Annotated in this window: 27 protein-coding genes and 1 pseudogene; 15 read left to right on the top strand and 13 right to left on the bottom strand. The window is 72.3% G+C overall.

All coding sequences use genetic code 11. The annotated features are described in order from the left end of the window. Nucleotides 1-34 precede the first annotated feature (34 nt). On the bottom strand, nucleotides 35-736 hold the full coding sequence (locus tag DFP74_RS22225; RefSeq protein WP_370013419.1) for a response regulator: 702 nt from the start codon (nucleotides 734-736) through the stop codon (nucleotides 35-37). After that, nucleotides 733-1,995, bottom strand: a complete 1,263-nt coding sequence (locus DFP74_RS22220; RefSeq protein ID WP_121188439.1) for a sensor histidine kinase — start codon at nucleotides 1,993-1,995, stop codon at nucleotides 733-735. The genes DFP74_RS22225 and DFP74_RS22220 overlap by 4 nt, the downstream gene beginning before the upstream one ends. A gap of 248 nt (nucleotides 1,996-2,243) precedes the next feature. On the opposite strand from DFP74_RS22220, the gene DFP74_RS22215 reads away from it, so the two are divergent. Then, nucleotides 2,244-2,966 (top strand): (2Fe-2S)-binding protein, encoded by a 723-nt coding sequence (locus DFP74_RS22215; RefSeq protein WP_121184366.1) that lies wholly within the window; start codon nucleotides 2,244-2,246, stop codon nucleotides 2,964-2,966. A 235-nt stretch (nucleotides 2,967-3,201) separates the two neighbouring features. Next, entirely contained in the window at nucleotides 3,202-4,668 is a 1,467-nt protein-coding gene (tnpB, locus tag DFP74_RS22210; protein ID WP_121184364.1) for an IS607 family element RNA-guided endonuclease TnpB, read from the top strand. A gap of 162 nt (nucleotides 4,669-4,830) precedes the next feature. Here tnpB and DFP74_RS22205 read toward each other — a convergent pair whose 3' ends face one another. Beyond that, nucleotides 4,831-5,313, bottom strand: coding sequence for a VOC family protein (locus DFP74_RS22205; protein WP_121184362.1), 483 nt, complete (start codon nucleotides 5,311-5,313; stop codon nucleotides 4,831-4,833). Nucleotides 5,314-5,635: 322 nt separating this feature from the next. Between DFP74_RS22205 and DFP74_RS22200 the strand changes: the two genes are divergently transcribed. Then, complete coding sequence (locus tag DFP74_RS22200; RefSeq protein WP_121184360.1) at nucleotides 5,636-6,301, top strand: DUF4097 family beta strand repeat-containing protein; 666 nt, start codon at nucleotides 5,636-5,638, stop codon at nucleotides 6,299-6,301. Nucleotides 6,302-6,440: 139 nt separating this feature from the next. Here the strand turns inward: DFP74_RS22200 and DFP74_RS22195 are convergent, their stop codons facing one another. Then, entirely contained in the window at nucleotides 6,441-6,914 is a 474-nt protein-coding gene (locus tag DFP74_RS22195) for a MarR family winged helix-turn-helix transcriptional regulator (RefSeq protein ID WP_121184358.1), read from the bottom strand. A 123-nt stretch (nucleotides 6,915-7,037) separates the two neighbouring features. Here DFP74_RS22195 and DFP74_RS22190 point away from each other — a divergent pair, with 123 nt between their 5' ends. The 3 genes from DFP74_RS22190 (at nucleotide 7,038) to DFP74_RS22180 (ending at nucleotide 9,918) form a co-directional block, all read left to right on the top strand. Further along, nucleotides 7,038-7,916, top strand: coding sequence for a dioxygenase (locus tag DFP74_RS22190; protein WP_121184356.1), 879 nt, complete (start codon nucleotides 7,038-7,040; stop codon nucleotides 7,914-7,916). An 81-nt stretch (nucleotides 7,917-7,997) separates the two neighbouring features. After that, on the top strand, nucleotides 7,998-8,933 hold the full coding sequence (locus DFP74_RS22185; RefSeq protein ID WP_121184354.1) for an NADP-dependent oxidoreductase: 936 nt from the start codon (nucleotides 7,998-8,000) through the stop codon (nucleotides 8,931-8,933). Nucleotides 8,934-9,117: 184 nt separating this feature from the next. Next, nucleotides 9,118-9,918 (top strand): class I SAM-dependent methyltransferase, encoded by an 801-nt coding sequence (locus DFP74_RS22180; protein ID WP_121184352.1) that lies wholly within the window; start codon nucleotides 9,118-9,120, stop codon nucleotides 9,916-9,918. A gap of 59 nt (nucleotides 9,919-9,977) precedes the next feature. Here DFP74_RS22180 and DFP74_RS22175 read toward each other — a convergent pair whose 3' ends face one another. Further along, the gene (locus DFP74_RS22175; protein WP_121184350.1) at nucleotides 9,978-10,631 is read right to left on the bottom strand and encodes a bifunctional 2-polyprenyl-6-hydroxyphenol methylase/3-demethylubiquinol 3-O-methyltransferase UbiG; all 654 of its coding nucleotides are present in this window, start codon (nucleotides 10,629-10,631) and stop codon (nucleotides 9,978-9,980) included. A 20-nt stretch (nucleotides 10,632-10,651) separates the two neighbouring features. Continuing rightward, the gene (locus DFP74_RS22170) at nucleotides 10,652-11,671 is read right to left on the bottom strand and encodes an NAD(P)/FAD-dependent oxidoreductase (protein WP_121188438.1); all 1,020 of its coding nucleotides are present in this window, start codon (nucleotides 11,669-11,671) and stop codon (nucleotides 10,652-10,654) included. Between the two features lie 79 nt (nucleotides 11,672-11,750). On the opposite strand from DFP74_RS22170, the gene DFP74_RS22165 reads away from it, so the two are divergent. After that, complete coding sequence (locus DFP74_RS22165; protein ID WP_121188437.1) at nucleotides 11,751-12,356, top strand: helix-turn-helix domain-containing protein; 606 nt, start codon at nucleotides 11,751-11,753, stop codon at nucleotides 12,354-12,356. A gap of 214 nt (nucleotides 12,357-12,570) precedes the next feature. Here DFP74_RS22165 and DFP74_RS22160 read toward each other — a convergent pair whose 3' ends face one another. After that, nucleotides 12,571-13,077, bottom strand: a complete 507-nt coding sequence (locus DFP74_RS22160) for a macro domain-containing protein (RefSeq protein ID WP_121184348.1) — start codon at nucleotides 13,075-13,077, stop codon at nucleotides 12,571-12,573. 110 nt (nucleotides 13,078-13,187) lie between these two features. Here DFP74_RS22160 and DFP74_RS22155 point away from each other — a divergent pair, with 110 nt between their 5' ends. After that, on the top strand, nucleotides 13,188-13,595 hold the full coding sequence (locus DFP74_RS22155; protein WP_121184346.1) for a MarR family winged helix-turn-helix transcriptional regulator: 408 nt from the start codon (nucleotides 13,188-13,190) through the stop codon (nucleotides 13,593-13,595). A gap of 15 nt (nucleotides 13,596-13,610) precedes the next feature. Here DFP74_RS22155 and DFP74_RS22150 read toward each other — a convergent pair whose 3' ends face one another. The 3 genes from DFP74_RS22150 to DFP74_RS22140 all read right to left on the bottom strand — a co-directional run bounded on the left by DFP74_RS22150 (nucleotide 13,611) and on the right by DFP74_RS22140 (nucleotide 15,570). Further along, nucleotides 13,611-14,216 (bottom strand): hypothetical protein, encoded by a 606-nt coding sequence (locus tag DFP74_RS22150; RefSeq protein WP_121184344.1) that lies wholly within the window; start codon nucleotides 14,214-14,216, stop codon nucleotides 13,611-13,613. An 80-nt stretch (nucleotides 14,217-14,296) separates the two neighbouring features. Beyond that, nucleotides 14,297-14,863, bottom strand: a complete 567-nt coding sequence (locus DFP74_RS22145; protein WP_121184342.1) for a GNAT family N-acetyltransferase — start codon at nucleotides 14,861-14,863, stop codon at nucleotides 14,297-14,299. An 80-nt stretch (nucleotides 14,864-14,943) separates the two neighbouring features. Then, complete coding sequence (locus DFP74_RS22140; protein ID WP_121184340.1) at nucleotides 14,944-15,570, bottom strand: TetR/AcrR family transcriptional regulator; 627 nt, start codon at nucleotides 15,568-15,570, stop codon at nucleotides 14,944-14,946. Between the two features lie 69 nt (nucleotides 15,571-15,639). Here DFP74_RS22140 and DFP74_RS22135 point away from each other — a divergent pair, with 69 nt between their 5' ends. From DFP74_RS22135 to DFP74_RS34610, 3 genes are all read left to right on the top strand, one after another. Then, a complete protein-coding gene (locus tag DFP74_RS22135; RefSeq protein WP_121184338.1) occupies nucleotides 15,640-16,350 on the top strand; it encodes a GAP family protein in 711 nt (236 codons plus the stop codon). Between the two features lie 96 nt (nucleotides 16,351-16,446). Beyond that, nucleotides 16,447-17,139, top strand: coding sequence for a sensor domain-containing protein (locus tag DFP74_RS22130; protein ID WP_121184336.1), 693 nt, complete (start codon nucleotides 16,447-16,449; stop codon nucleotides 17,137-17,139). A 519-nt stretch (nucleotides 17,140-17,658) separates the two neighbouring features. Further along, nucleotides 17,659-19,089 carry an IS200/IS605 family accessory protein TnpB-related protein gene (locus tag DFP74_RS34610; protein ID WP_233571377.1) on the top strand — a complete coding sequence of 477 codons (1,431 nt, stop codon included), beginning with the start codon at nucleotides 17,659-17,661 and terminating at the stop codon, nucleotides 19,087-19,089. Between the two features lie 65 nt (nucleotides 19,090-19,154). On the opposite strand, the pseudogene DFP74_RS22120 reads toward DFP74_RS34610, so the two are convergent. Then, nucleotides 19,155-19,889 (bottom strand): annotated as a pseudogene (locus tag DFP74_RS22120) (LysR family transcriptional regulator); the annotation flags it as partial. A gap of 68 nt (nucleotides 19,890-19,957) precedes the next feature. On the opposite strand from DFP74_RS22120, the gene DFP74_RS22115 reads away from it, so the two are divergent. Together DFP74_RS22115 and DFP74_RS22110 are read left to right on the top strand one after the other, a co-directional pair. Next, entirely contained in the window at nucleotides 19,958-20,845 is an 888-nt protein-coding gene (locus tag DFP74_RS22115; RefSeq protein WP_199725751.1) for a DMT family transporter, read from the top strand. Nucleotides 20,846-20,931: 86 nt separating this feature from the next. Next, nucleotides 20,932-22,818 carry an ABC transporter ATP-binding protein gene (locus DFP74_RS22110; protein ID WP_121184328.1) on the top strand — a complete coding sequence of 629 codons (1,887 nt, stop codon included), beginning with the start codon at nucleotides 20,932-20,934 and terminating at the stop codon, nucleotides 22,816-22,818. A gap of 68 nt (nucleotides 22,819-22,886) precedes the next feature. On the opposite strand, the gene DFP74_RS22105 is transcribed toward DFP74_RS22110, so the two are convergent. After that, a complete protein-coding gene (locus DFP74_RS22105) occupies nucleotides 22,887-24,077 on the bottom strand; it encodes an acyltransferase family protein (RefSeq protein ID WP_121184326.1) in 1,191 nt (396 codons plus the stop codon). 10 nt (nucleotides 24,078-24,087) lie between these two features. Continuing rightward, nucleotides 24,088-24,729 (bottom strand): TetR/AcrR family transcriptional regulator, encoded by a 642-nt coding sequence (locus DFP74_RS22100; RefSeq protein ID WP_121184324.1) that lies wholly within the window; start codon nucleotides 24,727-24,729, stop codon nucleotides 24,088-24,090. Nucleotides 24,730-24,904: 175 nt separating this feature from the next. Here DFP74_RS22100 and DFP74_RS22095 point away from each other — a divergent pair, with 175 nt between their 5' ends. Together DFP74_RS22095 and crcB are read left to right on the top strand one after the other, a co-directional pair. After that, entirely contained in the window at nucleotides 24,905-25,333 is a 429-nt protein-coding gene (locus DFP74_RS22095) for a CrcB family protein (RefSeq protein ID WP_121184322.1), read from the top strand. After that, nucleotides 25,330-25,710: a fluoride efflux transporter CrcB gene (gene crcB / locus DFP74_RS22090; RefSeq protein ID WP_370013418.1), complete on the top strand. Its 381-nt coding sequence runs from the start codon at nucleotides 25,330-25,332 to the stop codon at nucleotides 25,708-25,710. Before DFP74_RS22095 ends, crcB begins: the two co-directional genes overlap by 4 nt. Nucleotides 25,711-25,734 lie beyond the last annotated feature (24 nt).

Below are 25,734 nucleotides of genomic sequence, written 5' to 3'. Positions count from 1 at the left end.
TCCCGAAGGCTCGCGCCTCCTGACTGGTCGTCGGTCACGGCTGGTCGGAGCCGCGTAGATAGCGCAGGACCGCCTGGACCCTGCGGTGGTCGTGGTCGTCCTGTCCCAGGTCGAGCTTGGTGAAGATGGAGCGGATGTGCTTCTCCACGGCCCGCTCGGTGACCGTGAGCCGCGCCGCGATCCCGGCGTTGTTCAGCCCTTCGGCCATGACCCCCAGCACCTCGGCCTCCCGCGGCGAGAGCCGCTCCAGGGCGCTGTCCCGGCGGCGGCTGAGCAGCTGCGTGACCACCTCCGGGTCGATCGCGGCGCCGCCTCCGGCCACGCGCTTGAGGACCGCCAGGAACTCGTCGATGTCGGCCACGCGGTCCTTGAGCAGGTAGCCCACCTTCGAGGAGCCTCCGCCCAGCAGCTCGGCGGCGTAGCGGCTCACGACGTGCTGGGACAGCAGCAGGACGGCCACCTCGGGGTGTTCCCTGCGGATCCGCACACCCGCCTGGATGCCCTCCTCGGAGAACGTGGGCGGCATCCGGATGTCGACCAGGCACAGGTCGACGTCGGGGTGGGTCTCCACGGACGCGAGCAGGGCTTCGGCGTCGCCGACCTGGTCAACGATCTCGACTCCGGAGTCCTCCAGCAGGCGCGCCATGCCGCTGCGCAGCAGGACCGAGTCCTCGGCGATGATGACTCGCGGCCCGGCCGCTTCCTCCTGCGCGTTCGCCACGCTGTGCACGGTCATGCCTCCCATGGGATGTCTGCGGTCAGGACGGTTCCGCCGCCCACCGGGCTGTGGACGTCCAGGGTGCCGTCGACGGCGTCCAAACGGTCCCACAGCCCGTACAGGCCGGTGCCGGTCTCGGGGTCGGCGCCGCCCACGCCGTCGTCGGTGACGGTGAGCCGCAGCAGGTCGTTGCGCCCGCGACCGGTGCCGCGTACCCGCTCGACGGCGACGGTGACCTGTTCGGCCCGGGCGTGTTTGGTGACGTTGTTGAGCGCCTCGCACGCCGCGTAGTAGGCCACGGCCTCGGCCCGCGGTGAGGGGCGCTCCTCCAGGTCGACGTCGACCCGGACGGGAACGGGAGCGCGTCCGGCGGCCACCGGCAGGGCCGAGGCCAGACCGTGGTCGGTCAGGACCCGCGGGTGCAGGCCGCGCGCGACCTGGCGCAGCTCGTCCATGACCTCCCTGGACTCCTGCTGGGCCTCGGTGATCAGCTCCAGTGCCCGTTCGGGGTCGGAGGCCACGCGTGTGCGGGCCCTGGTCAGGGTCATGGTCAGGGCGAGCAGGCGCTGTTGCGCGCCGTCGTGGAGGTCGCGTTCGATCCGGGTGCGTTCGGCCTCCGCCGCGTCGACCATCCGCAGGCGGCTGTTCTCCAGGTGCATGAGCCGGCGGCGCACCCGTACCTCGGGCGCGTCGAAGAGCAGCACCCGGTGCAGCAGGACCTCGGTGGCGACCAGGTACGGGGTCAGGCGCAGGCCCACCAGGGCGGCGAGCACGCCGGCCACCACCAGGACCAGCGGGCCGACCAGGTCGGTGGGACTGCCCAGCAGGAGGACGAACGCGATGCCGAACGTCGCCGAGGCCGCGGACGCGCCTCCGCACACCACCAGGACCACGACCAGGCCGCCGGCCAGGAGGCCGTGCAGGCCGGCGATCGTGGTGTAGGCGACCATCGACCACGCGTCGCGGCCGAACACGAAGCGCCAGGTGCGCAGCGGCAGGTTGTCGTCGGCCAGGGGGTCGGGCGGGCGGCTCTCGACGATGCCGAACACCGTGCCCAGCCGTCGGCGCTGCACGGTGCACCCCAACCGGGCGAGCAGGGTGGCCACCGGCGGGAAGAGGACGACGAAGACGAGCGCGTCCACCCCGATCTCGGGCCACACCCGCGCCGGCATGCCCTCCTGCCAGGGCACGGCGATCGCGAGGCCGACCCACGTCGCCGACACCACGAGCATGAACCCGGGCACCAGGTAGAACAGGGCCAGGGCGAGGGAGGTCATCAGGTGCAGGACCTCGATCGAGCGAGCCTTCCACGTGGGGCTGTGGCCGGCGGCCACCCGGGGCAGGCCGGAGAGGAGCGGCCGGGAGAACCCTCCGCCGCCGCCCCGCGCACCTTCACCCGTGTTCTGTTCGCTCACGTGTCCAATCTAGAATTCGTCGGCCTCCCGGGACGAGGTCATCACCACGAGAAGTCGTGGTGGTGCGAGCACTACCGGGCACCGGCGTGAGCAGTAAGGAGCTGAGGGCCATGGACACCGCGGGTGTGGAGCTGCGGCCGGTCCTGGACGAGGTCGGCCGGATCAACCCGTTCTTCCGGGTGGAGGCGCGGGCCGAGGAGCCCGGACGGCGACCGGTGAGGGACTGCACGGTCGAGGAGGCGCGCGGACGGGTGGCCGACGTGCGCCGGAGCCCGGCCGGGCCCGGGGGTGATCCCGCCGCCGTGGAGTGGCGGGTGGCGGCCTCGCTCTTCCACCAGGGCCTGGCCACCCGGCTGCTGTCGCCCGTGCTGGCCGCGGGGCTGTGCCACGGCGTCCTGCTGGACGCGCGTGCCTTCGACTGGCGCCCGGGCGCTCCGGTCGAGCTGGGGACCGGGCAGCGGACGGCGGCGCGGGTGCGCGGGGGCTTGGTGGGTGTCGCGGACTGGATCGAGGAGTCCGTGGTCACCGGGGTGGCGGCCCGCGTGGCGGAGGCGCTCTCGGAGGCCGGCCGGGTGGCGCCGGGGCTGCTGCGGGGGAACACGGCGGCGGCGCTGGCCGGGGCGGTCCGGGTCCTGGGCTCGGACCGCCCGAAGGTGCGCGCGGACGCCGAGTCCGTGGCCCGCGACCTGCTGGCCCGGCCCGCCCTGGCGGGCACCGGCGGGTACCGGGGCGTGGACCCCGAGGGGCTCGCGGTGTTCCGGCGCACGACGTGCTGCCTGTACTACCGGCTGCCCGGCGGCGGCCTGTGCGGAGACTGCGCGCTGCGGGGCTGAGCGGCGCGGACCGGGGCCGCCGACTGAGCTCCGGGGAGCGTTCCACGAAGGCCCGCCCTGGCACGCTTGACCCTGACGCAGGGGCAACCCTCCAGCATGGTCGGCATGACGACGAGTCCGACGCGATCGAACCCATAGGTTTAGTGGATTTCCCGAACATGCGCCAGCACTCTCCGTTACGGTGGTTTCTCGAACGTGCGATCGACGACCGGTAGCGCGAAAGGGGGGTGGCGGCATGGCCGCAGCCGAGAAGAAACCGAAGAAGAAGCGCGGGTTCGAGCCCCGCCCCGGGCGCGTGGTGCAGGCCTACACCTTCGCGCTCGATCCGAACGCCGGGACCGAGGCACGACTCAGGTCGCACTGCGGCGCGGCGCGGGTGGCGTTCAACTGGAATCTGGCGTGTATCAAAGCCAATCTGGTCCAGCGGGACGCCGAGCGTTCCTACGGCATCGCCGAACAGGAGTTGACCCCGGCTCTGGACTGGTCGGCGTACTCCTTGAGGAAGGCGTGGAACGCGGCCAAGGAGGAGGTGGCGCCGTGGTGGGGTGAGTGTTCCAAGGAGGCGTTCGCGACCGGGTGCGCGAACCTGGCCACGGCCCTGGCCAACTGGAAGGCCTCCAAGAGTGGCGTCCGAAAAGGCCCTCGGGTGGGGTTCCCCCGGTTCAAGTCCAAGCGCCGCACGGTGTTGTCGTGCCGGTTCACCACTGGAACCCTGCGGGTGGAGGACGATCGGCGCCACCTCACCCTGCCCCGGCTGGGGACGATCCGCACCCATGAGAACACCCGCAAACTCCACCGGCGCCTGGCGAACGGGTCGGCGCGGATCCTGTCCGCCACGGTCTCCTACCGGCGGGGGAGGTGGCGGGTGGCCTTCCAGGTCGAGGTGAAGCGCGAGACCGACGCCCAGGCGCGCCCGGAAGCGGTGGCCGGGGTGGACCTGGGGATCAAAACCCTGGCCGTGGTCGCCGACGACAGCGGCCGCACCCGCCAGGTCCCCAACCCCCACCACTTGAAAAAGGAACTGGGGCGGCTTCGTCGGGCGTCCCGGAAGGTGTCGCGCCGGCGCGGCCCCGACCGGCGCACCGGCCAGGTGCCATCGAACCGGTGGTGCAGAGCCGATGCCGAGCGCAAACGGGTCCACCACCGGGTGGCGAATCTGCGTGAGGGCGCGCTGCACAAGCTCACCACGTCACTGGCCCGCGAGTACGGGACGATAGTGGTGGAGGACCTGAACGTGGCCGGAATGGTCAAGAACCGCAGGCTGGCCCGGTCCATCGCCGACGCTTCCTTCGGTCAGATCCGCCGCCAGCTCGACTACAAGACCGTATGGAACGGTGGACGGCTGGTCGTCGCGGACCGGTGGTTCGCCAGTAGCAAGACCTGCTCGGCGTGCGGGGCATTGAAAGCCAAGATGCCCTTGCACGTGCGGGTGTTCGACTGCGACGAGTGTGACCTGGTGTTGGACCGGGACGTCAACGCCGCACGCAACCTGGCCGCCCTGGCGGCCGCCTGCAGGACCGGTACCGGAGTGGCCGGAGACCGGGACACGCCAGTGTCGAAGCCTCGTGGAGCCGACCGTAAGACCCGCACCACCCGACGGGGCCGCAAGGCCACGGCGGGGCGGGCCGGTGGCACAAGACCCGCCCCGCGCGGGAAGGAAGCGAGAGACCGTCGCCGGGACACCCAACTCACGTTGTGGTGACCGGCACGGACCTTCCGGGCAGAAATGTCCGGAATGCTGATATATGACCACAGAATCAGCAACGGCGAGGACTACGTCGACGACGGAACACACCGGTAGGCGCGCCCCGGCAGGGCGTCCGCGGGAGGGGCGGGGCCCGTCCTGCCCTGCCCCGGGTACCGGTCAGCTTCCCTCGGCCGCACGGCGGAGCGTGTCGAGGTCGATCTTGCCCATCTTCAGCAGCGCCTCGGTCGTCCGGCGCCGGCGCTCGGGGTCGCTGTCCCGCGTCATCTCGACCAGCTCGGTGGGCACCACCTGCCAGGAGACGCCGAAGCGGTCCTTGAGCCAGCCGCACTGGCTCTCCTGACCGCCCTCGGTGAGCCGCTCCCAGTAGTGGTCGACCTCCTTCTGGTCGGCGCAGGAGATCTGGAAGGACACCGCCTCGTCGAAGGTGAACTCGGGGCCGCCGTTGAGCGCGGTGAACGCCTGGCCGTCCAGTTCGAACTCCACGGTCAGCACCATGTCGGCGTCGCGCATGCCGCCGGGGCCGAAGTAGGTCGTCTCGAGGATGCGGGAGTTCTCGAACACTCCGACGTAGAACTCGGCCGCCTCCTGCGCCTGGGTGTCGAACCACAGGCACGGCGTGATCCTGTTGAACTGGGCCATGGTCTCTTCCTCTCGATGAAGGTGGCTGCCTGCCACGTTCCTCGCCTGGACTGACCCGCGCGAGCCCCGGAACTCATCGGCCGCCCAGGTTTTTCCGAGGCTCTGCCGGCCCTTGGCCCGGCCCCGGCTCGTCCGAGCGTTCACGTTCATTCCATTGCAACGATTAGTCGCATCGACGTTGCGTTGACTGTCAGTGCATTGCAACAATACTGACGCTTTGAGCTGCTAGAACTAAGAATTCATGCAACGTGCGGCTTGTGGAAAACAGAAAGGCAACGTAGCGTTTCCATTGTTAGAAACAACGAGCCGCAAGGAGAGTACGATGCCGACCTTCACCACCCCCGCTCCCATCACCGTCGCCCTGGACACCCCCGCCGGGCAGGTCCGGCTCATCGCCGCCGACCGGACCGACACCGTCGTCGAGGTCCGCCCCGCCGACGCGGGCAAGAGCCGCGACGCCAGGGCCGCCGAGCAGACCACCGTGGAGTTCGCCGACGGCACCCTCCAGGTCCGGACTCCGGTCAAGAACCAGGTCTTCGGCTCCTCCGGGGCCGTCGAGGTCACCGTCCAGCTGCCCACCGGATCGCGCGTGGAGGCCGCGGCTGGCGGCACCGAGCTCCGCGGCGTGGGGCGCCTGGGCGAGGTCGTCGTCGAGAGCGCCTTTGGCCCGGTCAAGTTCGACGAGGCCGCGGGTATGCGCCTGAACACCACCGGCGGTGTCGAGGTCGGCCGACTCGACGGCCCCGCGGAGATCACCGCCCAGCAGGGCGACATCCGCGTCGGCGAGGCCACGGGCGGCACGCTCGTGCTGAGCACCCAGGACGGCGGTGTCTCGGTCGGCGCGGCCGTCGGGGTCTCGGCCGTCCTGGACGCGGGCACCTCCCTCGGGCGAGTGCACAACGCGCTGAAGAACACCGAGGGTGCGAGTGCCCCGCTCCGGATCCGCGCGACCACTGTTCGCGGCGACATCAGCGCCCACAGTCTGTGACCCGCACCGCCTGACGGAACCGGGCCCCGCGGCGCCGAGCGCGCGCCGTGGGGCCCGTCCGCGTGGAGGTCACCCGGTGCGCGTGGAGGTCACCCGGTGCGCGTGGAGGATCGGGGACGCGCGTCCCCTCGCTCGCGCGTCAGTGTCCTTCGGTCTCCTGTCGCACGGTGGCGGCGATGCGGGAGAGCGCGGCACCGAGGTGGCGGCGCTGGGCGGCGCTGAGCGGATCGAACACGAGCCGCTTCACCTGCTCCACGTGTCCCGGCGCGCTCTCGACGAGCTTCTGCCGACCGGTGTCGGTCAGCGTGGCGAGGGTGTACCGCCCGTCGCCGGGGTCGGGGCGGCGGGCGACCCAGCCACGGGACTCGAAGCGGTCCATCACCTTCGACAGCCGGGGCAGGGTGCTGTCGCAGAGCCGGGCCAGATCGCTCAACCGCATCGTGGCCTGGTCGGCCATCGACAGCCGGGCCAGGACCCCGTACTCGAAGTTGGAGATGCCCGCATCCTTCTGCAGCTGGCGGTCGAGGACCGCGGGGAGGGCGATGACGACCGTGAGCAGTGCCTGCCACAGGTCCTGCTGGTCGTCGTCGAGCCAGGGTGACTGGGTGTCCATGTGTCCCATCATACTTGCCCGGACAACTCAATTCACTTGCCTAAGCAAGTCTTCATGCGCTACGTTTTGACTTGCCTGAGCAAGTAAAAATACTTGCCTAGGCAAGTGAAGGAGCTGAAATCGATGACCACCTCGAGTCGCCTGACCTCCCCCTTTCCGTTACGAGCGCCGGCCGCGGCCTACGACGACCTCCTTGCCCGGGTCCTGCCACAGGCGCGTGAACAGCGGGTGTGGGAGCCCTCCGACGGGCCCCTGCCCAGCCTCTTCGTCAGCCACGGAGCCCCGTTCACCCTCGACGATCCGCAGTGGCTCGGCGACCTCTTCGACTGGGCGAGGTCGATGCCCAAGCCCAGGGCCATCGTCGTCATCTCGGCCCACTGGGAGCAGGCGCCGGCCGCGATCTCCGGGACCAAAGCCGGGACCCCGCTCTACTACGACTTCAGCGGCTTCCACCCCCGCTACAAGACTCTTCCCTACGCGACCCCGGACGCGTCCGACCTCGCCCGACGGCTCACCGGCGTGCTGAACCATCTGCCGGTGCACGAGTTCGCCGACCGCGGCCTCGACCACGGCGCCTTCATTCCGCTCATGGCCATGTACCCCGCGGCCGACGTCCCGGTCGTGCAGCTGTCCATGCCCGGCCTCGACCCCGGCGCGCTGCTCGACTTCGGGGCACGGCTGCGGACTCTGCGGGACGAGGGCGTCCTCGTGCTCGGCTCGGGCTTCATGACGCACAGCTTCGCCGTCTTCCGTCGGCCCGAGCTCGCCACCGAGACCGCGGACTTCGACGCATGGGCCGTCGACGCCCTCGCTCGCGGCGATGCCGACGCCCTCGCCGACTACCGCAACAAGGCGCCCGGTGTCGCGGTCGCCCACCCGACGGCCGAGCACTTCGTCCCGCTGCTGGTCGCCGTCGGCGCCGCCGACGACCCCGGCAGCGCCGTGAGCGCCATCGACCGCATGGTGATGGGCAACTCCACCAGGTCCGTACAGCTGACCTGAGCGCCCCGGCGTTCACGACCCTCCCGTCCGATCGCCTCTTGGCGACGGCACCGCGCATCACACACTCAGGAGAGAAGACCTATGAAGGCCATGCGTTTCCACGAGTTCGGCACCAGCGAGGTCCTGCGCTACGAGGACGTCGACCGTCCGACCCCCGGTGCCGGACAGGTGCTCGTGCGGGTGGCGGCCACGTCGTTCAACCCGGTCGACGACCACATCCGCGCCGGCGTCCTGGCCGAGATGCTCCCGATCACCCTTCCGTACGTGCCGGGCATCGATCTGGCGGGCACCATCGCCGAACTCGGTCCCGACGTGCGGAACCTGGGGGTCGGTGACCGGGTGGTGGCCATGCTGCCCCTCGGCTCCGCCGGCGGCGCCGCCGAGTACGTGCTCGTCCCGGCCGAGTCCCTGGCTCCGGCACCCCGTGCGATCGACCTGGTCGACGCCGCGGCACTGCCGCTGACCGGCCTGGCGGCCTGGCAGACGGTGTTCGAGCTCGCCGGGCTCCAGTCCGGCCAGACCGTTCTGGTCAACGGGGCCGGGGGTGCGGTGGGCAGCCTCGTGGTGCAGCTCGCCGTGGACGCCGGGGCGCACGTGACCGCGGTGGACGCGCCCCAGCACGCCGACCGCCTCCGGGGCTACGGCGCCCACCGGGTCGTCGGCCCCCTCGACCTCGCCGCGGGGCCGTCCGCCGTGGGCGGTCCGTTCGAGGCCGTGGTCAACCATGTGCGCGTGTCCGCGGAGGAGCTCGCGCGTCTGTCGGACTACGTCGCCGACGGCGGGGTCGCCGCCAGCACCGCCGGCGCGGTCCCCGAGGCGCCGGCCCGGAAGGTGCGCAGCGCGAGCCTGTGGGTCCGCAGCGACGGCGCACAGCTGACCGAGCTGGCCGCCAAGGTGGACGCGGGCAGCATCCGGATCCACGTCGCCGCCCGTCGTCCGGTGGCCGACCTGGCCGCCGTGCACGAGGACGCCGGCGCCGGGCGGCTGCCCGGCAAGACGGTCGTACTCGTCTCCTGACCGCCTCGGTCCGGGTCGCCCGCCGCCGTTCGTTCACCGCCGGCGGGCGGCCCGGGCGCTTGTCGCCGCGGTCCTGGCAGAAAACCTGATGTCCCACATTATGAGAAATGGATCTCAATAATAGAGACGTCGGTGTATCGTCGCAGAGGTCGGAACACGCGACCCCCACGACGAGGACGGACCCATGTCTCGCTACACACACGGCCAGCACCGCTCGGTGACCGACTCCTACCGTTGGCGCAACGCGGAGAACTCCGCCGCCTACGTCCTGGACGAGATGGTGCCCGGCCGTTCGCTGCTCGACGTGGGCTGCGGACCCGGCAGCATCACCGTGGACCTGGCCTCCCGCGTGGCCCCCGGTCCCGTCACGGCGGTGGACGCCTCCCCCGAGGCCGTCGAGCTGGCCCGCGCGACCGCCCGTGAGGCGGGCGCGGACGCCATCGACTTCCGCGTGGCCGACGTGCACGACCTGGACCTGCCCGACGACTCCTTCGACATCGTCCACGCCCACCAGGTCCTGCAGCACGTGGCCGACCCGGTGCGGGCACTGACCGAGATGCGCAGGGTCGCGGCGCCCGGCGGGATCGTCGCCGCCTGCGACAGCGACTACTCGGCGATGTACTGGTACCCGCTGCTGCCGGAGATCCAGGAGTGGATGGACCTGTACCAGCGGGTGGCCCGCGCCAACGGCGGGGAGCCCGACGCCGGCCGCCGTATGCTCGCCTGGGCCCGCCGGGCGGGCTTCACCGACGTGACCTACACGATGGAGGTGTGGAGCCACTCCGCTCCGGACCGCCGTGCCTGGTGGGGCCGGATGTGGGCCGAGCGCATCCTGGAGTCGGACATGGGCCGCCAGGCCGTCGCCGAGGGCTTCGCCACCCGCCAGGACCTGGAGCGCATCTCGGCCGGCTGGACCGCCTGGAGCGAGGACCCCGACGGCGTGTTCGCGGTACCGCGCGGCGCCATCGTGTGCCGGGTGGCCTGAGGGGCCGTGGGGCCTGAGGGGCCGTGGGGCCTCCCCGCGAAGGAGGAGGCCCCACGGGATCAGCCGCGCCTGCGGGCACGCAGGACGGCGTCGCTCATGGCGATCTCCCGCCCGTCCGCGACGGTGACCGTGCGCGGCCGGGCCTCGGCGGTGAGCACCTCCCACTCCTGCGGGTCCAGTACGTCCGCGATCTCCCGCGCCGTGACGTGGGCGCTGGTGACCTCGGCGTGCGGGGCCCCGGAGTGGCGGTCGGCGGGGTCGTGGCCGACCACCAGCAGCGTGCCGCCCGGGGCGACGACCGCGGCCAGACGGCGGAACAGCTCCTGGGGCGGGCCCTGCGGGTGCGCGTAGTGCGAGCAGACCAGGTCGAACCGCTCCTGGGGCGTCCACTCGGTCAGATCGGCCCGGATCCAGTCGATCCTGTCGGCGACGTCCTCGTCCAGGTCCTCGGCGTTGCGGCGGGCGCGCTCCAGTGCTCCGGCGGCGATGTCCACCGCCGTCACACGCCAACCGCGCGAGGCCAGCCAGACGGCCTCGGCGCCCTCGCCCGTGCCCGCGTCCAACGCCCTGCCGGGGGCCAGGTCCCCGGTCTCGGCCACCAGCTGCGGGTTGGGCGGCCGTCCGTGGGCGGTACCGGCGTCTCCGTGGCCATGACCGTGGCCGTGGCCCTCGTAGCGCTGCTCCCAGTAGGTGCGGCCGAACTCCTCCGCCATCCGGTTCCCCTCTCCGTGTGTCACTGTCCGTGGCGCCGATCGCCCAGAACCCGCTCGCTCACCCGTGCCTCCGATTCCGGCGAGAAGGGGTCCTCGTAGACCGCCACCGCCCGCTCCGCCTCCTCGGCGACCAGGTCCGCGTTGATCCGCGCCCCGGCCACGGCGCCCGCCGACGCCGACGCGCCCACCTGTGCGGCCAGGTCGACGACGTTGCCCGCCGCCCACACGCCGGGCACCTCCGTGGCGCCGGTGGCGTCGGCGGCGATGTGCTCGCCCATGCCCGAGGGGTGGGCGCTCGGGCGCAGGCCCAGTCCGGACAGGAAGCCCGCCCGGGCCACCATGCGCGGTGCCACCGCCAAGGCCTGGCGTGCGACCACCGTGCCGTCGGCCAGGCGCACCCCCGACAGGCGGCCCTCCTTGGTCTCCAACGCGGCGACCTCGTCGCGCACCACGGTGACGCCCCGCGCGGCCAGCTTGCGCGCGTCCTCCTCGCTCGGCGGCCCCGCCGTGTGGGCGAAGAAGACGACGTCATCGCTGAGCTGGCGGAAGAGCAGCGCCTGGTGCACCGCCATCGGGCCCGTGGCGAGCACGCCGATGGCCCGGTCCCGGACCTCCCATCCGTGGCAGTACGGGCAGTGCAGGACGTCGGTGCCCCACAGCTCCCGAAGCCCGGGTACGGGCGGCAGGTCGTCGACGAGCCCCGTCGTCACCAGCAGTCGCCGCGCGCGCACCGTGCGGCCGTCGGCCAGCGCCACGGAGAACCCCGACTCCTCCCGTGCCGCGGAGACGACCTCGCCGCTCACCACGTGCCCGCCGTAGCCGCGTACCTCCGCCCGGCCGCGTTCGAGCAGCTCCGCGGGCGGGGTGCCGTCCAGGGCCAGCAGCCCGTGCACGCCCTCGGCCGGAGCGTTGCGCGGAGCGCTCCCGTCGATCACCGCCACAGCCCGGCGCGAACGGGCCAGCATCAGGGCCCCGTTCAACCCCGCGGCACCGCCGCCGACCACCACCACGTCGTATTCGTCTCCCAGACGATCGGTCATCTCGACCACCTCCACGACCACCATGCGGGCCTACCCCCGAAATCCACAAACTCTGTTGCCGGTCTGGCAAACTATGCGTATGGACCACGAACTCGACCAGGCCCTCGACAGCGTCGGACCACGGCTGCGGGCCCTGCGGCGCCGGCGCGAGACCACGCTGACCGACCTGTCCGCAGCGACCGGCATCTCGGTGAGCACGCTGTCCCGGCTGGAGACCGGCGACCGCCGGCCCACCCTGGAACTCCTGCTCCCCCTGGCCAAGGCGCACGGCGTCTCGCTCGACGAACTCGTGGACGCCCCGCCCACCGGCGACCCGCGCGTCAACCTGCGCCCGGTCACGAACAACGGCATGACGATGCTCCCCCTGACCCGCAGGGCGGGCGGGATCCAGGCCTACAAGATGGTCCTGCCGGGCGGGGGTGCCCGTTCCGAACCCGATCCCCAGGTCCATGAGGGCTACGAGTGGCTCTACGTCCTCAACGGGCGGCTGCGGCTCGTTCTGGGCGAGCACGACCTGGTGCTCGGCCCGGGCGAGGCGGCCGAGTTCGACACCCGTGTTCCGCACTGGTTCGGCACCACCGGCGAGGAGTCGGTCGAGATCCTCAGCCTTTTCGGCCGCCAGGGCGAGCGCGCCCACGTGCGAGCCCGGCCCAAGGCCAAGCGGGCCTCCGGCGACCAGGACTAGGGCGTGTATGACGGACACTCACCCTGCTGCGCGACGCCCCAGCGGCACCCTCACTGCGTTCTCATCAGTCAACAGCCACACCAGGATGCTTCCTTCCCACCACTGGAACGCCGCTCGCGACGGGCGGCATCCGTCATACACGCCCTAGGGAGCGTCCCCCGCGGGCTCGCGGGCGAGCTCGCGCTCACGAGCCGGCATGCTGCAAGAACACGAACTAGGGGCCGGTGTCGTAGACGGTCACCCGGACACCGCGGGCCAGCAGTTCGGACTCGATGAGGGGCTGGACCCGGCCCCACGTGCCGCCCGCCAGCCCGCACCCGATCCGGGGCATGTGCACGGTGGCCTCCAGCTCCAGGACCCGCGGAGCCAGGGCGCGCAGGCAGTCGGCGAGCGCCTCGTAGCGCACGGGCGGGCCACCGCTGCCGCGCCGGATGCCGTGCTGGGCCACCATGTTCGCCACCCACACGTCGGGTTTGACCCGGACCAGGCGCACCGCGCCCAGGCCGAAGTCGTTCTCGGCCCGGCGGCGGTGCCAGGCGCGGTAGTCGCGCTCGGACTCGGGCCAGCGTTGGGACAGGGCCAGGACGAATCCCTTGCCCCAGCCGCCGCGGTCGTTGCACACGTGGGCGATGACCTTGGGCCCGGCGGCCTGCGGGCTGGTGGCGTCGCCGCGCACGAAACGCAGGCCCAGCGGCACCGTGTCAGAGGACGAAGGGGACATGCGGGCACACTAGCGGGCGGTGACGACACCGCGCGTGTCCTTGGCCGACCGGCCCGCGCGCGGCTATCGTCGACTACCGTGCGGACACCGCCGTTCCCGCTGGAGGTACCTTGTCCGACCTACCGATCGGCTACTGGCTCAAACACCTCGACCGGCTCATCGAGAACGATCTCGACCGCACCCTGGCCTCCGAGGCCTTGGGACGCCGCCACTGGCAGGTGCTCACGTCCCTGCACAACGAACCCGGCACGGTCGCCGACCTGGACCGCAGACTGGCCGCCTTCCTGGAGGAGGACGAGCCCTCGGTCGCCCCGGTCGTGGACGAACTGCGCGGACGCGGCTGGATCGACGGCCTGGTCGCCCTGTCCCTGTCGACCCAGGGAGAGGCGGCGCACGACGTGCTGTTCGAGAAGGTGCAGGGCGCGCGCCGCCGTCTGGCCCAGGGCATCAGCGCCGAGGAGTACCACGCCACCGTCAACGTGCTGGAGCGCATGGCCGCCAACCTCGAACGCGGCTGAGCCCGCTCCCCCGGGTCACGCCTGGGGCGCCACCGCGTGGGGGATCGGGTTGGACTCGCCGCCGTCGACCCACAGCACCTCCAGCCCGGGCGCCAGCTCCTCGGCGGTCCCGTGCAGCCGGTGCAGCAGATCGGCGACCGGCATCGCGCGCAGCCCGAGCTCGGCGGCCAGGCGATGGTGCGTCCGCTCACGGGACCGCGCCTCGTCGGCGGCGATGCCTTGGGCCGCCAGCTCCTCGTGCTCGGCCGTGGCGGCCGCGGGGCCGCGCCCGGCCAGGGTGTGCATGATGTCGAGCAGGTACGGCACGCCGATCAGCAGTTCCACCGCCTCGGCCAGGTCCCGGCCGAGCACCAGCACGCTGTCGGCGTCGTCGTAGTAGAGCACGGGCCGCCGTTCGTCCCCGCCGCAGAGCTGGAACGACTCACCTGCGCTGGTGGTGGCCAGGCCCACCAGGGGCTCGCCCGACACCAGCTCCAGCGGTACGGCGTCGGCGTACTCCGCCCGGTCCAGGTGGCAGTCGTGCCGGCTCAGGACCTCATCGGCCGGCGCGCTCCCGCGCAGCCGGGCCAGCAGGCCCGTGGCCGGGTGGTCCGGAGCGGCATCCCTGTGGTCGTCGGCCATCCGTGTTCCCTCCGGTGTTCGTGAACGGTCGGCGGGTAGGACGCCTCACGGTGCGGGCGGGTTCCACGGGCGCGAGCCGCTCAGCCGGCGTCGACCGGCAGGTCCCTGACGAGTTCGACGAACTCCAGGTCGGAGCGCTTGGGCAGGCCGAAGGCCTCGTCGCCGTAGGGAAAGGGCTCGGTGTTGCCGGTGCTCTTGTAGCCGCGCCGTTCGTACCAGGCGATGAGCTCGGTGCGCTGGCGGATCACCTTCATGCGCATGCGGCGGCTGCCCCAGCCGGCCACCGCCGTGCGCTCGGCCTCGGCGAGCACGATCCGGCCCAGGCCGCCGCCCTGCCGTCCTGGGCGCACGGAGAACATGCCGAAGTAGGCGTCCTGCCCGTCGCGCCGCAGCTCGCAGCAGGCCACGAGGTCGCCGTCGAGCTCGACGACGAGCAGCCGGGTGTCCGTCCGGGCCAGCAGGGCGAGGAGGCCGTCGGCGTCCACGCGCTGGCCGTCGAGCAGATCGGCCTCGGTCGTCCAGCCCTGTTGGGAGGAGTCGCCGCGGTAGCAGGAGTTGACCAGGTCCACCAGAGCGGGGACGTCGGCGGGATCGGCGTCGCGGTAGGCCGGATCCGGCCGGTCCTGGTCGTGGTGGCTGCTCGTCACGCTGTCCTCCTGCGCCGTGGGTGTGTCGCGCTCCAGTATCGGTCACTGCGCGCTCGTCCGTACGCGGGCCCCTGGGGCCCTCAGGCGTCAGGACGTGCGAGCACGGCCTCGACGCGGACCAGGAAGGCGCGCAGCCGGGCGCGCACCCCCTCCGGGCCGACCACCGACGGGGTGACCACGAGCTGGAGGGCGAGACCGTCCACGTAGGTGTGCAGGTGCTCGGACCACTCCTCCACGTCCGCGTCGGGGTGGGGCCGGGAGGGGTCGTCGGCGGGGAGCCTCGCGAGCCCGGCGACGAGTCGGCGGTAGAGCCGGCGCTGTTCGCGCCAGCGGTGCTCGCGGTCGGTGTCGCGCTCGCCGAGCATGCCGGCGGCCTCCCACGCCCGGTACTCGGCCAGACGGGTCTCGTCCAGGGGCAGGAGCTGTTCGGCCAGGCCGGCCACCTGGTCGACCACCGTCGTCGCGGGGTCCTGGGCGCTCTGGTGCGCGATCATGCGTTCGGTGACGCGCTCCTCGGCCAGTCGCATGGCGAACACCAGGAGCTCTTCGCGGGTCTGGAAGTAGTGGCGCAGGGCTCCCGTGGACAGGCCCGCCTCGGCGGCCACGGTGCGGATGGACACCGCTTCGGGGCCCGACTCGGCGATGACCCGCCACAGGGCCTCGGTCAGCTCCCGGCGGCGCTGTTCGTGATCGACGATCTTTGGCACCTCCCCTTTTTAACACACACGTGCTATTTTATTTAGCACAGTCGTGTGAGAAACAAGGAGGAGAGCGCGATGCCACCCTGGGAAGTCCTGCTGCCCGTGGCGGGCCTGGCCCTGCTGGACACGCTCAGTCCCGCCACCATCGGGATCACGCTCTACGTCCTGCTCAGCGGGACGCGCTCGGTCGCCCGGCCGCTGCTGGCCTTCCTCGGCACCGTCGCCGCGTTCTACTTCGTGCTCGGCTTCGCCCTGATGCTCGGGCTCGGCGCGGTGCTGTCGTCGTTGAACGGCCTGGCAGACGGGCCCGCCATGGGCTGGGGCATGGCCGTCCTGGGCGCCGGCCTGTTCGCCTACGGCTTCGTCATGCCGTCCAGGTCCCGCGAACGCCGCCGACCCGAGTCGCTGCGCACGGGCGCCATGGTCGCCCTGGGGCTGGCCACCGGGTTCCTGGAGGCGGGCACCGCCCTGCCCTACCTGGGCGCGATCGGCATCATGACCGCCGCCGAGCTCGCTCCCTCCGCGTGGGTGCCCATGATCGCCGCCTACAACGTGGTGATGGTGCTCCCGCCGGTCCTGCTCTACCTCGGGTACCGGGTCATGGGGGAACGCCTGCGCCCCCGTCTGGAGCGCTGGCGCACCCGTGTGGAGTCCGGCTCCCGCGAGGCGATGGGATGGATCCTGTGCATCGCCGGTGTGCTGCTGTTCCTCAACGGGCTGGCCCGCACCGGTGTCGTCGACGCGTTGGAGAACTCCGGGGCCATCGTGTTCCTGAACGGCCTCTGACCGCCGGGGCGCGGGTCGGTGGTGGGGCCTGCACCACCCCGACTCCGCGTGCGTACGGCACCGACGTGCGGCCTCCGCAGGCGTAGCTTCGGTGCCATGGACACGACCCACACCCCCTTCACCCGCATCGCCGCCGAGACCCGCTACGTACTGCTGGGCTTTCCCCTGGCCGTGGTCTCCTTCGCCGTCGTCCTGGCGGGGCTCGCCGCGGGCGCGGGCTCGGCCGTCGCCGTCGTCGGCCTGTTCGTCCTGGTGGGCGCCCTCCACACCGCCCGTGGCCTGGCCCACGCCGACCGGGTCCGCCTGGCCGACCTCGCCGGACGGACCGTCGAGCGCCGCCCCTACCGCTCCCCCGCCCCCGGGGCGGGTCCCCTGCGCCGAGCGCTGACCCCGCTCTCCTGCTCCCAGAGCTGGCTGGACGCGCTGCACGCCATCGTGCGCTTCCCGGTCGCGGTGACCGCCTTCGTCCTCACCGTCACCTGGTGGGTCGGCGGCCTGGCCGGTCTGCTCTACCCCGTCTGGGGATGGTCGCTGTACACCATCCCCGGCTACACCGACCTGGGCAGCCACGTCTACCCCGAGTCCCCGGTCCTGGCCACCACCGTCATCCACATGGTGGCGGGCGCGCTGTTCACCCTCACAGCGCCGTTGGTGGTGCGCGCCTGCGCCCAGGCCGAGGCCGGGCTGGCCCGCACGATGCTCCTGGCCCCCGAGGACGCCGGAGTGCGCGTGCGCGCCGCCGCGCACGCCCCGACCGAGGCTCCGTCGCGCGAGTACAGCGCCGTCTGAGGTCCCGGCGCCACCGCCCCCGGTACAGCTCCGTGAGCAGCGCGACCGCCCCGTGGGTGGCCGGGTGGGGGGTTGGGGACTGTTGTCGGTTGAGTGTGCATGAGTGTCCTTGCCCATGCATGAGTGGTCATGGACGCGCCTCGGTTGCGAACTCGCGGTCGTGCTCGTGCGTGTGCCCGGAGCACCGAGCCTGGACGGGGACGCCGTCCTCGATATTCCGTGTTCGCCGGACACGACCCCGCCCGCGCTGCTAGCTTCTGAGATCGAACACACGTACCAGGCCACGTTCGGGAGGTGGAGTCGGTGGCCAAGCGTGGCACGACACGGTTGCGGCCCATCGAGCCCTCTTCTGTGGTTCCGGGCCCGTCCGGGGTGGCGGTGCGTGACCGGCTCCAACACCTCACCCCCGCCGATGAGCAGGTTCTGCGTTCGGTGGGTGCCCATCTGGGGTCGCTGGCCTCTGGCGATCTGGCGACCCGGTGCCGTCAGGGCCGCGACCATGACGCTGGGACCTGGGCGGTGCGTAAACGCGAGTTGACCGCGAGGTCGTCGTCGCGGTGGGCGGGGTCGATCACCAAGGCCAGCCACGACCAGTGGGCGCTGGCCCGCCGCAGCCAGGCCGCTCACCTGCACAAGCTCCAAGCGGGTATCCGGATGCTGGAGCACCGGCTCTCCCTCCCCTTGGGGGAGAAGGGCACCAAACGCGCCCCGGGCGGGTACCGGTCGCGGCGCGAATGGCACGCCAAGTCCCGCCGCCTGACGGTCCTCGAAGACCGTCTGGCCAAGGTGCGCCAGGACTGGGAAGCCGGGATCGTGCATGTGGTGCGGGGCAGTAAGCGGCTGCTGAACACTCGTCATCACCTGGAGCAGGCGCAGCTCACCGAGGCCGAGTGGCGGGACCGGTGGGAAGCGGAGCGGTTCTTCCTCCAGGCCGACGGGGAGTCCGGGAAGCGGTACGGCAACGATACGATCCGCCTCACCCCGGCCGGGCGCGTCTCGATCCGGCTCCCGGCTCCGCTGGAGTATCTGGCGAACGCCCCGCACGGCCGGTACGTGCTCTCCTGCCGGGTGGCTTTCGCTCACCGGGGCGCCGAGTGGGCCGACCGTGTCGAAGCGAATCGGGCGGTGGCCTACCGGATCCACCTCGATGTGGAGCGGGGCCGGTGGTACATCACCGCGTCCTGGACCCGCCCCAAGACACGAACCCTGCCGTTGGCGGCGGCCCGTGCGAAGGGGGTGGTGGGTGTGGATATGAACGCCGACCATCTGGCAGCCTACCGGCTCGACCCGCACGGCAACCCGGTCGGGGACCCCGAGCGGTTCTCCTTCGACTTGACCGGTCGTGCTGCGCACCGCGACGCCCAGGTCCGGCACGCCCTGACCAGGCTGCTGCACTGGACCAAGCGCACCGGCGTACAGGCGATCGCGATCGAGGACCTGGACTTCGCCACCGGCAAGACCCGGGAGAAGCACGGCCGCAGGAAGCGCTTCCGGCAGTTGATCTCCGCCATGCCCACCTCCAAGCTCCGCGCCCGGATCGTGTCGATGGCCGCCGAATTCGGGCTCGCGGTCGTGGCCGTCGATCCGGCCTACACCTCGAAGTGGGGCGCCCAGCACTGGGCCAAGCCCCTGAACAGCAACAACCGAAACATGACTCGCCATGACGCCGCCGCGGTGGCCATTGGCAGGCGCGCCCTGGGGCACCCGATTCGGCGTCGGACGGTTCCGCCCCGCCACCACCGGAGTGATGGTGGCGGGCCTCGGACCGTCCAGACCGAACCGGGGTCTTTGGGGTGTGAGGGACCCCGCCGCCCTGCCACGGAGCGCGCACACGATGCGCGTGTCCGGGCAGGGGAGGAGAGAACGCGGGGAACCAGCGCGTCCAGCACCGTTCGGGACGCGCGCAGTGACAGCAGATGGGTCCTGGACCCACTCCTGAACACTGAATAGGAACGGTCGTGGCGCCGCCACAGCAGCCGCACCGGCACGGGCGGAGCGTCCCGCACCGGACGGAAGACGATCCCGTCGCGCCGGTACTGCGTCACCGTGCCCTTCGGGGTCATCCCCACACCGCGGCCCGCCGTGATCGCCGAGAGCCAGTCGTCGATGTCGCCGGTGCGCTCCACCGCCGGCCGGCCGTCCTCGGGCCACAGGTCCAGGGTGGTCGTCCCGGTGCGGGGGTCGACCAGCAGGACCCGCTCGGCCACGAGCGCCAGGGTCAGCGAACGCCGCCGGGCCCAGGGGTCGTCGGCGGCCAGGGCGCAGTAACGCCTTTCATGGCCGACCGTGGCCCCCTCCAACCGGCGGTCCTCCACCGGGGCCCGCACGACCGCGATGTCGCACAATCCCTCGGTCAGCCCCGCCGCCGGCGTGTTGGTGCGGACCAGGTGCAGGTCGGTGTCGGGGTAGCGCTCGGCCCACCGTCGCTGGAACCGGGCGGTGTGGCGCCCCATCGCCGACCAGGCGTGGCCCATGCGCAGCCGGGTGTGCCCGGAGACCGCTTCGCGCACGAGGTCGTCGGCTCCCGCCAACAGGTGCCGGGCACGGGCCAGGACCTGCACGCCCGCCGTGGTCGGAACGACCTCCCGGCTGGTTCGGTGCAGCAGGCGCACGCCCAGGATCCGCTCCAGGGCGGCCACGTTGCGCGAGACCGCCGCCTGGGAGACACCGAGGTCGAGCGCGGCGTCGGTGAAGGTGCCGGTGTCCACGACGGCGACCAGGCAACGCAGGTGGCGTAGTTCGACATCCATGACTCCAGCGTATGGATGGGCGCAACCATGCATTTTGCGTATCCGAAGGTGGGGCGCATGCTCGCGGCATGCAGACTTCGCAACCTTCGGTCCGCCTGGCCGGCGTGGCCCTGATGCTGACCGGTGGACTGTCGAACCAGGTCGGCGCGGCCACGGGCGCGCTCGCCTTCGGTGTGATCGGCCCGACCGGGGTGGTCGCGGTGCGCCAGTGGGTCGCGGCGGTGGTGCTGCTGTCGGTGGGCCGGCCGCGCCTGGCGTCGTTCACCCGCGCCCAGTGGTGGCCGGTCCTGGCCCTGGCGGCCGTGTTCGCGACGATGAACCTCACGCTGTACCTGTCGATCGACCGCATCGGACTGGGGTTGGCGGTGACCCTGGAGTTCCTGGGCCCGCTGGCCGTCGCGCTGGCCGCGTCCCGCCGGTCGACCGACCTGCTGTGCGCGCTGGCGGCCGCCGGGGCGGTGGCCGTACTGATGCGCCCCCAGCCCACCACCGACCACATCGGTATCGCCCTGGGCCTGGCGGCCGCGGTGTGCTGGGCGGCATACATCCTGTTGAACCGGACGGTGGGGCGGCGGCTGCCGGGAGCGCAGGGCTCGGCGGCGGCCGCGCTCGTCTCCGGTCTGCTGTTCGTGCCGGTCGGCGCCGTGGTGTTCGTCCACCATCCCCCGACGGCGGGTGCGCTGGCCTGTGCCGCCGCGGCCGGCGTGCTGTCCTCGGCGGTGCCCTTCCTGGTCGACCTGCTGGCGCTGCGCCGCGTTCCCGCACGGTTCTTCGGCCTGTTCATGAGCGTGCACCCCGTCCTGGCCTCGCTGGTGGGGCTGGTGGTCCTGGGGCAGGTGCTGGCCGTGGTCGAGTGGCTGGCGGTGGCGGCGATCGTGGGGGCCAACGCGGTGAGCGTGCTCCGCGGCGCACCGCGCCGGACCAGGGCCGAGGCCTCACCGGCGCCGGATCGGTGAGCGGTCCGTCGTCGCACGGTTGACCTAAATAAATGTTGAGGTTCTAGGGTTCTCGGTAACAGCCCCAACCCGTCCGGTGGTCGAACATGAGCATGGAAATGGCCGCGTGGAACTCCATCTACCACGCGATGCACGCCCGGGAGGACCAGCGCCCCTTCTCCCTCCCCGTCCTTCGGCGGATCGCCGCCTTCGCCCGCCCCCACTCGCGCCACCTCGTCTGGTTCCTGGCGCTGAGCGTGGCGAGCGCCGTCCTGGCCGTGGCCTCCCCGCTGCTGGCCGGCCGGGTCGTCAACACCATCATCGACGGCGGCGCGCTGCGGCCCGTCCTCCTCCTGGCCGGGCTCATCGCGTCCGTGGCCGTCGCCGAGGCCGGACTGGGCCTCATCATCCGGTGGCTCTCGGCCCGCGTCGGCGAGGGGCTCATCCTGGACCTGCGCACCACCGTCTACGACCACGTCCAGCGCATGCCGGTCGCCTTCTTCACCCGCACCCGTACCGGTGCCCTGGTCAGCCGCCTCAACAACGACGTCATCGGCGCCCAGCGTGCGTTCAGCGACGTGCTCTCCGGCGTGATCAGCAACCTGGTCACCCTCCTCCTGGCCATGGCCGTCATGATCACGCTGTCCTGGCAGATCACCCTGCTGGCGCTGCTGCTCCTGCCCGTGTTCATCCTGCCCGCCCGCCGCATGGGCGCCCGGCTGGCCAAGATCGAACGCGAACGCACCCACCACAACGCCGCCATGGGCACACAGATGACCGAGCGCTTCTCCGCCCCCGGCGCCACCCTGGTCAAGCTCTTCGGCCGCCCCCAGGAGGAGTCCGCCGAGTTCGCCCGCCGCGCCGACCGCGTCCGCGACATCGGCGTGCGCACCGCGATGGTCCAGGAGGTCTTCTTCACCGCGCTGACCCTGGTCTCCGCGCTCGCCCTCGCCCTCGTCTACGGGCTGGGCGGCTTCTACGCCCTGCGCGGGCAGCTGGACGCGGGCACCGTCGTGTCCATGGGCATGCTCCTCACCCGCCTCTACGCGCCTCTGACCGCCCTGGCCGGCGCCCGCGTCGAGGTGATGAGCGCCCTGGTCAGCTTCAGCCGGGTCTTCGAGGTCCTGGACCTGCGGCCGCTCGTGGAGGAGAAGCCCGACGCGCGCCCGGTGCCCGAGGGCCCCGCCTCCCTGGAGTTCGAGCACGTCGAGTTCTCCTACCCCACCGCGGACAAGGTCTCCCTCGCCTCGCTGGAGGAGGTCGCCACCCTGGACACCACCGAGCACGGGCCCGTCCTGCGCGACGTGTCCTTCCACGTCGAACCCGGGCAGACCGTCGCGCTGGTCGGATCCTCCGGCGCGGGCAAGTCCACGATCGCCCAACTGGCCCCCCGCCTGTACGACACCGACGCCGGTACCGTGCGCCTGGGCGGTGTGGACGTGCGCGACCTGAGCTTCGACTCCATCCGCGCCACCCTGGGCATGGTCACCCAGGACGGCCACCTCTTCCACGAGAGCATCCGCGCCAACCTGAGCCTGGGCCGCCCCGACGCCACCGACGACGAGATCTGGGACGCCCTGCGCCGCGCCCGCCTGGACGACCTCGTCGCCGCCCTGCCCGACGGCCTGGACACCGTCGTGGGAGAGCGCGGCTACCGCTTCTCCGGCGGCGAGCGCCAGCGGCTGACCATCGCCCGCCTGCTCATCACCGGCCCCGAGGTGGTCATCCTCGACGAGGCGACCTCCGCACTCGACTCCACGTCCGAGGCCGCCGTCCAGGCCGCCCTCACCGAGGCCCTGCACGGGCGTACCGCGCTGGTCATCGCCCACCGGCTGTCCACGGTCCGCGCCGCCGACGCCATCCTCGTCGTCGAGGCCGGGCGGATCGTCGAGCGCGGCACGCACACCGAACTGCTCGCCCGGGACGGCCGCTACGCCGAGCTGTACCGGACCCAGTTCGCCACCGGCGAGCCCGCGCCCGTCGCCGCGGGATAGCGGCCCGACCGCACGCGCGAGCGGGCCCGCCCCGGCTTCGTGCCTGGGGCGGGCCCGCGACGCGGTCCTCACAGAACGCGCTCGGCCCCGGGAACGGCGCGGACCGCCGCGGCCAGCGCCCAGCAGGCGGGGACCGCCAGGGCGGCGGCGCCCAGGAACTTCACGGCGGCGACCGCGTCCCAGCCGCTCAACGCCAGGCCCAGACCGACCAGGACCAGCGGGTGCAGGACGTACACGGCGAAGGCGTTGTCGGCCAGGAACCCGGTGCAGCGGGTCCGCCGGTCCAGGAAGCGGCGGAAGAACACCATCAGCACGAGCATCGCGCCGACGGCGAAGAACGACTCGGCGACCATCTGCACGAGCGCCGGGGCCGTGCCGGGCACGCCGGAGTCCTCACCGAAGAGGACGAACGCGGCCAGTGACGCCGCCAGGCCGGGCACGGCCGTCGCGAGCCCGTACCAGCCCGCCCGGCTCGGCAGGCGCGTGAACCAGTTGCCGCGGAAGGCGAGCACGCCCACGGTGAACAGGGCGACGTACTGGGGCAGGTAGTCGGGGCTGGGCAGGCCCACGAACGGCCAGTAGGGGGCCGGGTTCACCCAACGCCACAGGAACGAGACCAGGGCCAGGCCCACGGTGAAGGCCACGACGGGAACGAACCAGCGCAGCGGGGCGGAGTCCGCCGGCCGGGCGGAGGGCTCCACCGGCGCCCCGCGGCGCCGGGCGCGGCGCTCGCGCACGTCGCGGACCATGACGTAGGCGAGCGTGAGGACCAGCAGGACCTCGACGAACCACAGCGGGCCGGGGTCGAAGGAGAGCAGGTAGTACAGCCAGTAGGGCAGCTCCGCGCCCTCGGCGGCCGCTCCCTCCACCCACAGCGGGTACGTGTGGGCCGTCAGCACCGGACGCAGCAGCAGGGCGAACAGCAGGAACGGCACGCCCAGGCGCACCAGGCGTTCGCGGACGAATCCGCGCCGGCCCCGCCGGTCCCTGCCGCCGGGCACGAAGTAGCCCGAGAGCAGGAAGAACAGCCCCATGAAGAAGGTCTGGTTGAGGATGACGAAGAGGTCGAGCAGGCCGCCGGAGGGGTCCTGCGCGGGCTCGGTGTAGAACCACACCGGGATGTTGCCGTAGGTGAGGGCCACGTGGTGCAGGACGACCAGGACCGTGAGGGCCACGCGCAGGTGGTCGACGTAGTACAGGCGCCCGGCCCGCGGCGGTGCCGCGTCCGGGGCGTGGGCGGGGGCGGGGCGTGGTGTCATCGTGTCCTCGTCATGGGGGCGTGGGCTCCGTCGGGTCCGCGCGGGTGGCGCGGACCAGGTGCTCGCCGAGTTCGGCGGCGTGGGCCATCAGGTCGTGGTCGGGGTGGACGCGCCAGTACTCGAACATGCCGTCGGTGGCGGACTGCTGGGTCACGGCCATCGCGCGGACGTCGAAGGGGCGGAACTCGCCGCTCCTCTGCCCTTCGCGGTAGAGCCCTTCCAGGGCCTCGTGCAGGGGCTCGGACTCTCCGGCCCCGTACCGGGGGGAGCCGTCCGGCCTGCGCGCGTGGAGGAAGATCTGCGCCAGGGCCGTCATCCGGCTCCGGTGCTCCAGGGCGTAGGCGGCCAGGCCCCGTATGTGGGCGCGGAGCATGTCGGCGGCGTTGTCCTGGGTGGTGATGTGCGGGACGACGGACTCGGCGATCTCGGTGTAGACGTCCGTCACCAGCTGGTCCATCAGTTCGTCCTTTCCGGCGAAGTGGTACGAGATCACCCCCTTGCTCACGCCCGCCCGCTGGGCGATCCGCGCGAGGGAGGCGTTGGGGTAGCCCCCGTCCGCGATCGTCTCGATCGCCGCGGCGACGATCTGCCTCCTGCGGGCCCGCTCGATGAAGGACCGGTTTTGACCGTGTGGCTCATTTTCTGACCGCATGGCCAGAATCTAATACATGCGGTCAAAGAACCATGGGGGATGGCCCTGAGGCGCCCCTGAGACGTCCCCGCCTCCGACGGGGGGTCGCCCCCGCGGGTCGGCGTGCCGGTGGGATCCTGTTAGCCGACCTCGGCCGTGCCCCCGCGGCCCGTACGCGACCGGGAGGGAGCCCGCCGTGGGAGACCGTCCGCCCCTGCGCGAAACCGGCGCGACCCTGCTGGCCATCGGCGCTGGCGGCGCCCTGGGCGGCAGCGCCCGCTACGCCCTGCTGCTCCTGGTGCCCCACGGCGGCTCGGCCTTCCCCTGGGCCACGCTCACCTCGAACATCGCGGGGTCCTTCGCCATGGGCGTCCTGGTGGTGCTCGTCGCCCGGGCGGCGCGTCCGCACCGGCTCGTGCGCCCCTTCCTGGGCGTGGGCGTCCTGGGCGGCTTCACGACCTTCTCGACCTACGCCGCGGACACCCTCGGCCTGGCCGGGGCCGGAGCCTCCGGCACGGCGCTCGCCTACCTGGCGGCCACGCTGGTCGGCGCCCTCGCGGCCGTGTGGGCGGGCGCCGCGCTCACTCGCGCCCTGACCGACCGGAACCGGGGAGCGCGAGCGTGAGCCTGGTCGCGGTCGCCGTGGCGGCGGGATCGGCGCTGGGCGCCGTGAGCCGGTTCCTCGTCGACCGGTTCGTCCAGTCCCTCGGCCCTGCGGCCCTGCCGTGGGGCACGTTCACGGTCAACACCACCGGCTCGCTGATCCTCGGCCTCGTACTGGCCGCGGCGGCCTCGGGCGCCCTGCCGGGGGCGGCGACCGCCGCCCTGGGGACCGGCTTCTGCGGGGCGCTGACCACCTTCAGCACACTCGGCTACGAGACCCTGCTCCTGGCCGAGTCCGGGGCCCGCGCCCGCGCGGTGCTCTACGTGGCGCTGACCGTGGTCGCGGGGCTCGCCGCCGCGGCGCTGGGCTGGTGCGCGGGGGCGGCCCTGCTGGGCTGAACCGCGACGGGGCTGGAGCCCCGG

The organism is Nocardiopsis sp. Huas11 (assembly GCF_003634495.1).
GTDB lineage: Bacteria > Actinomycetota > Actinomycetes > Streptosporangiales > Streptosporangiaceae > Nocardiopsis.
Note: the sequence above shows the minus strand (reverse complement) of the source record. Positions and strands in the feature narration are given on the sequence as shown.

What these genes read in the sequence shown, in the direction of transcription:
- DFP74_RS22180 (WP_121184352.1), top strand. Translation starts at nt 9,118, where the DNA reads ATGTCTCGCTACACACACGGCCAGCACCGCTCGGTGACCGACTCCTAC.
- DFP74_RS22220 (WP_121188439.1), bottom strand. Translation starts at nt 1,995, where the DNA reads ATGACCTCCCTCGCCCTGGCCCTGTTCTACCTGGTGCCCGGGTTCATG.
- DFP74_RS22190 (WP_121184356.1), top strand. Translation starts at nt 7,038, where the DNA reads ATGACCACCTCGAGTCGCCTGACCTCCCCCTTTCCGTTACGAGCGCCG.
- DFP74_RS22160 (WP_121184348.1), bottom strand. Translation starts at nt 13,077, where the DNA reads ATGTCCCCTTCGTCCTCTGACACGGTGCCGCTGGGCCTGCGTTTCGTG.
- DFP74_RS22195 (WP_121184358.1), bottom strand. Translation starts at nt 6,914, where the DNA reads ATGGACACCCAGTCACCCTGGCTCGACGACGACCAGCAGGACCTGTGG.
- DFP74_RS22215 (WP_121184366.1), top strand. Translation starts at nt 2,244, where the DNA reads ATGGACACCGCGGGTGTGGAGCTGCGGCCGGTCCTGGACGAGGTCGGC.
- DFP74_RS22115 (WP_199725751.1), top strand. Translation starts at nt 19,958, where the DNA reads ATGCAGACTTCGCAACCTTCGGTCCGCCTGGCCGGCGTGGCCCTGATG.
- DFP74_RS22205 (WP_121184362.1), bottom strand. Translation starts at nt 5,313, where the DNA reads ATGGCCCAGTTCAACAGGATCACGCCGTGCCTGTGGTTCGACACCCAG.
- DFP74_RS22100 (WP_121184324.1), bottom strand. Translation starts at nt 24,729, where the DNA reads ATGCGGTCAGAAAATGAGCCACACGGTCAAAACCGGTCCTTCATCGAG.
- tnpB (WP_121184364.1), top strand. Translation starts at nt 3,202, where the DNA reads ATGGCCGCAGCCGAGAAGAAACCGAAGAAGAAGCGCGGGTTCGAGCCC.
- DFP74_RS22110 (WP_121184328.1), top strand. Translation starts at nt 20,932, where the DNA reads ATGAGCATGGAAATGGCCGCGTGGAACTCCATCTACCACGCGATGCAC.
- DFP74_RS22175 (WP_121184350.1), bottom strand. Translation starts at nt 10,631, where the DNA reads ATGGCGGAGGAGTTCGGCCGCACCTACTGGGAGCAGCGCTACGAGGGC.
- DFP74_RS22225 (WP_370013419.1), bottom strand. Translation starts at nt 736, where the DNA reads ATGACCGTGCACAGCGTGGCGAACGCGCAGGAGGAAGCGGCCGGGCCG.
- DFP74_RS22105 (WP_121184326.1), bottom strand. Translation starts at nt 24,077, where the DNA reads ATGACACCACGCCCCGCCCCCGCCCACGCCCCGGACGCGGCACCGCCG.
- DFP74_RS22165 (WP_121188437.1), top strand. Translation starts at nt 11,751, where the DNA reads ATGGACCACGAACTCGACCAGGCCCTCGACAGCGTCGGACCACGGCTG.
- DFP74_RS22170 (WP_121188438.1), bottom strand. Translation starts at nt 11,671, where the DNA reads ATGACCGATCGTCTGGGAGACGAATACGACGTGGTGGTGGTCGGCGGC.
- DFP74_RS22130 (WP_121184336.1), top strand. Translation starts at nt 16,447, where the DNA reads ATGGACACGACCCACACCCCCTTCACCCGCATCGCCGCCGAGACCCGC.
- DFP74_RS22185 (WP_121184354.1), top strand. Translation starts at nt 7,998, where the DNA reads ATGAAGGCCATGCGTTTCCACGAGTTCGGCACCAGCGAGGTCCTGCGC.
- DFP74_RS22200 (WP_121184360.1), top strand. Translation starts at nt 5,636, where the DNA reads ATGCCGACCTTCACCACCCCCGCTCCCATCACCGTCGCCCTGGACACC.
- DFP74_RS22135 (WP_121184338.1), top strand. Translation starts at nt 15,640, where the DNA reads ATGCCACCCTGGGAAGTCCTGCTGCCCGTGGCGGGCCTGGCCCTGCTG.
- DFP74_RS22150 (WP_121184344.1), bottom strand. Translation starts at nt 14,216, where the DNA reads ATGGCCGACGACCACAGGGATGCCGCTCCGGACCACCCGGCCACGGGC.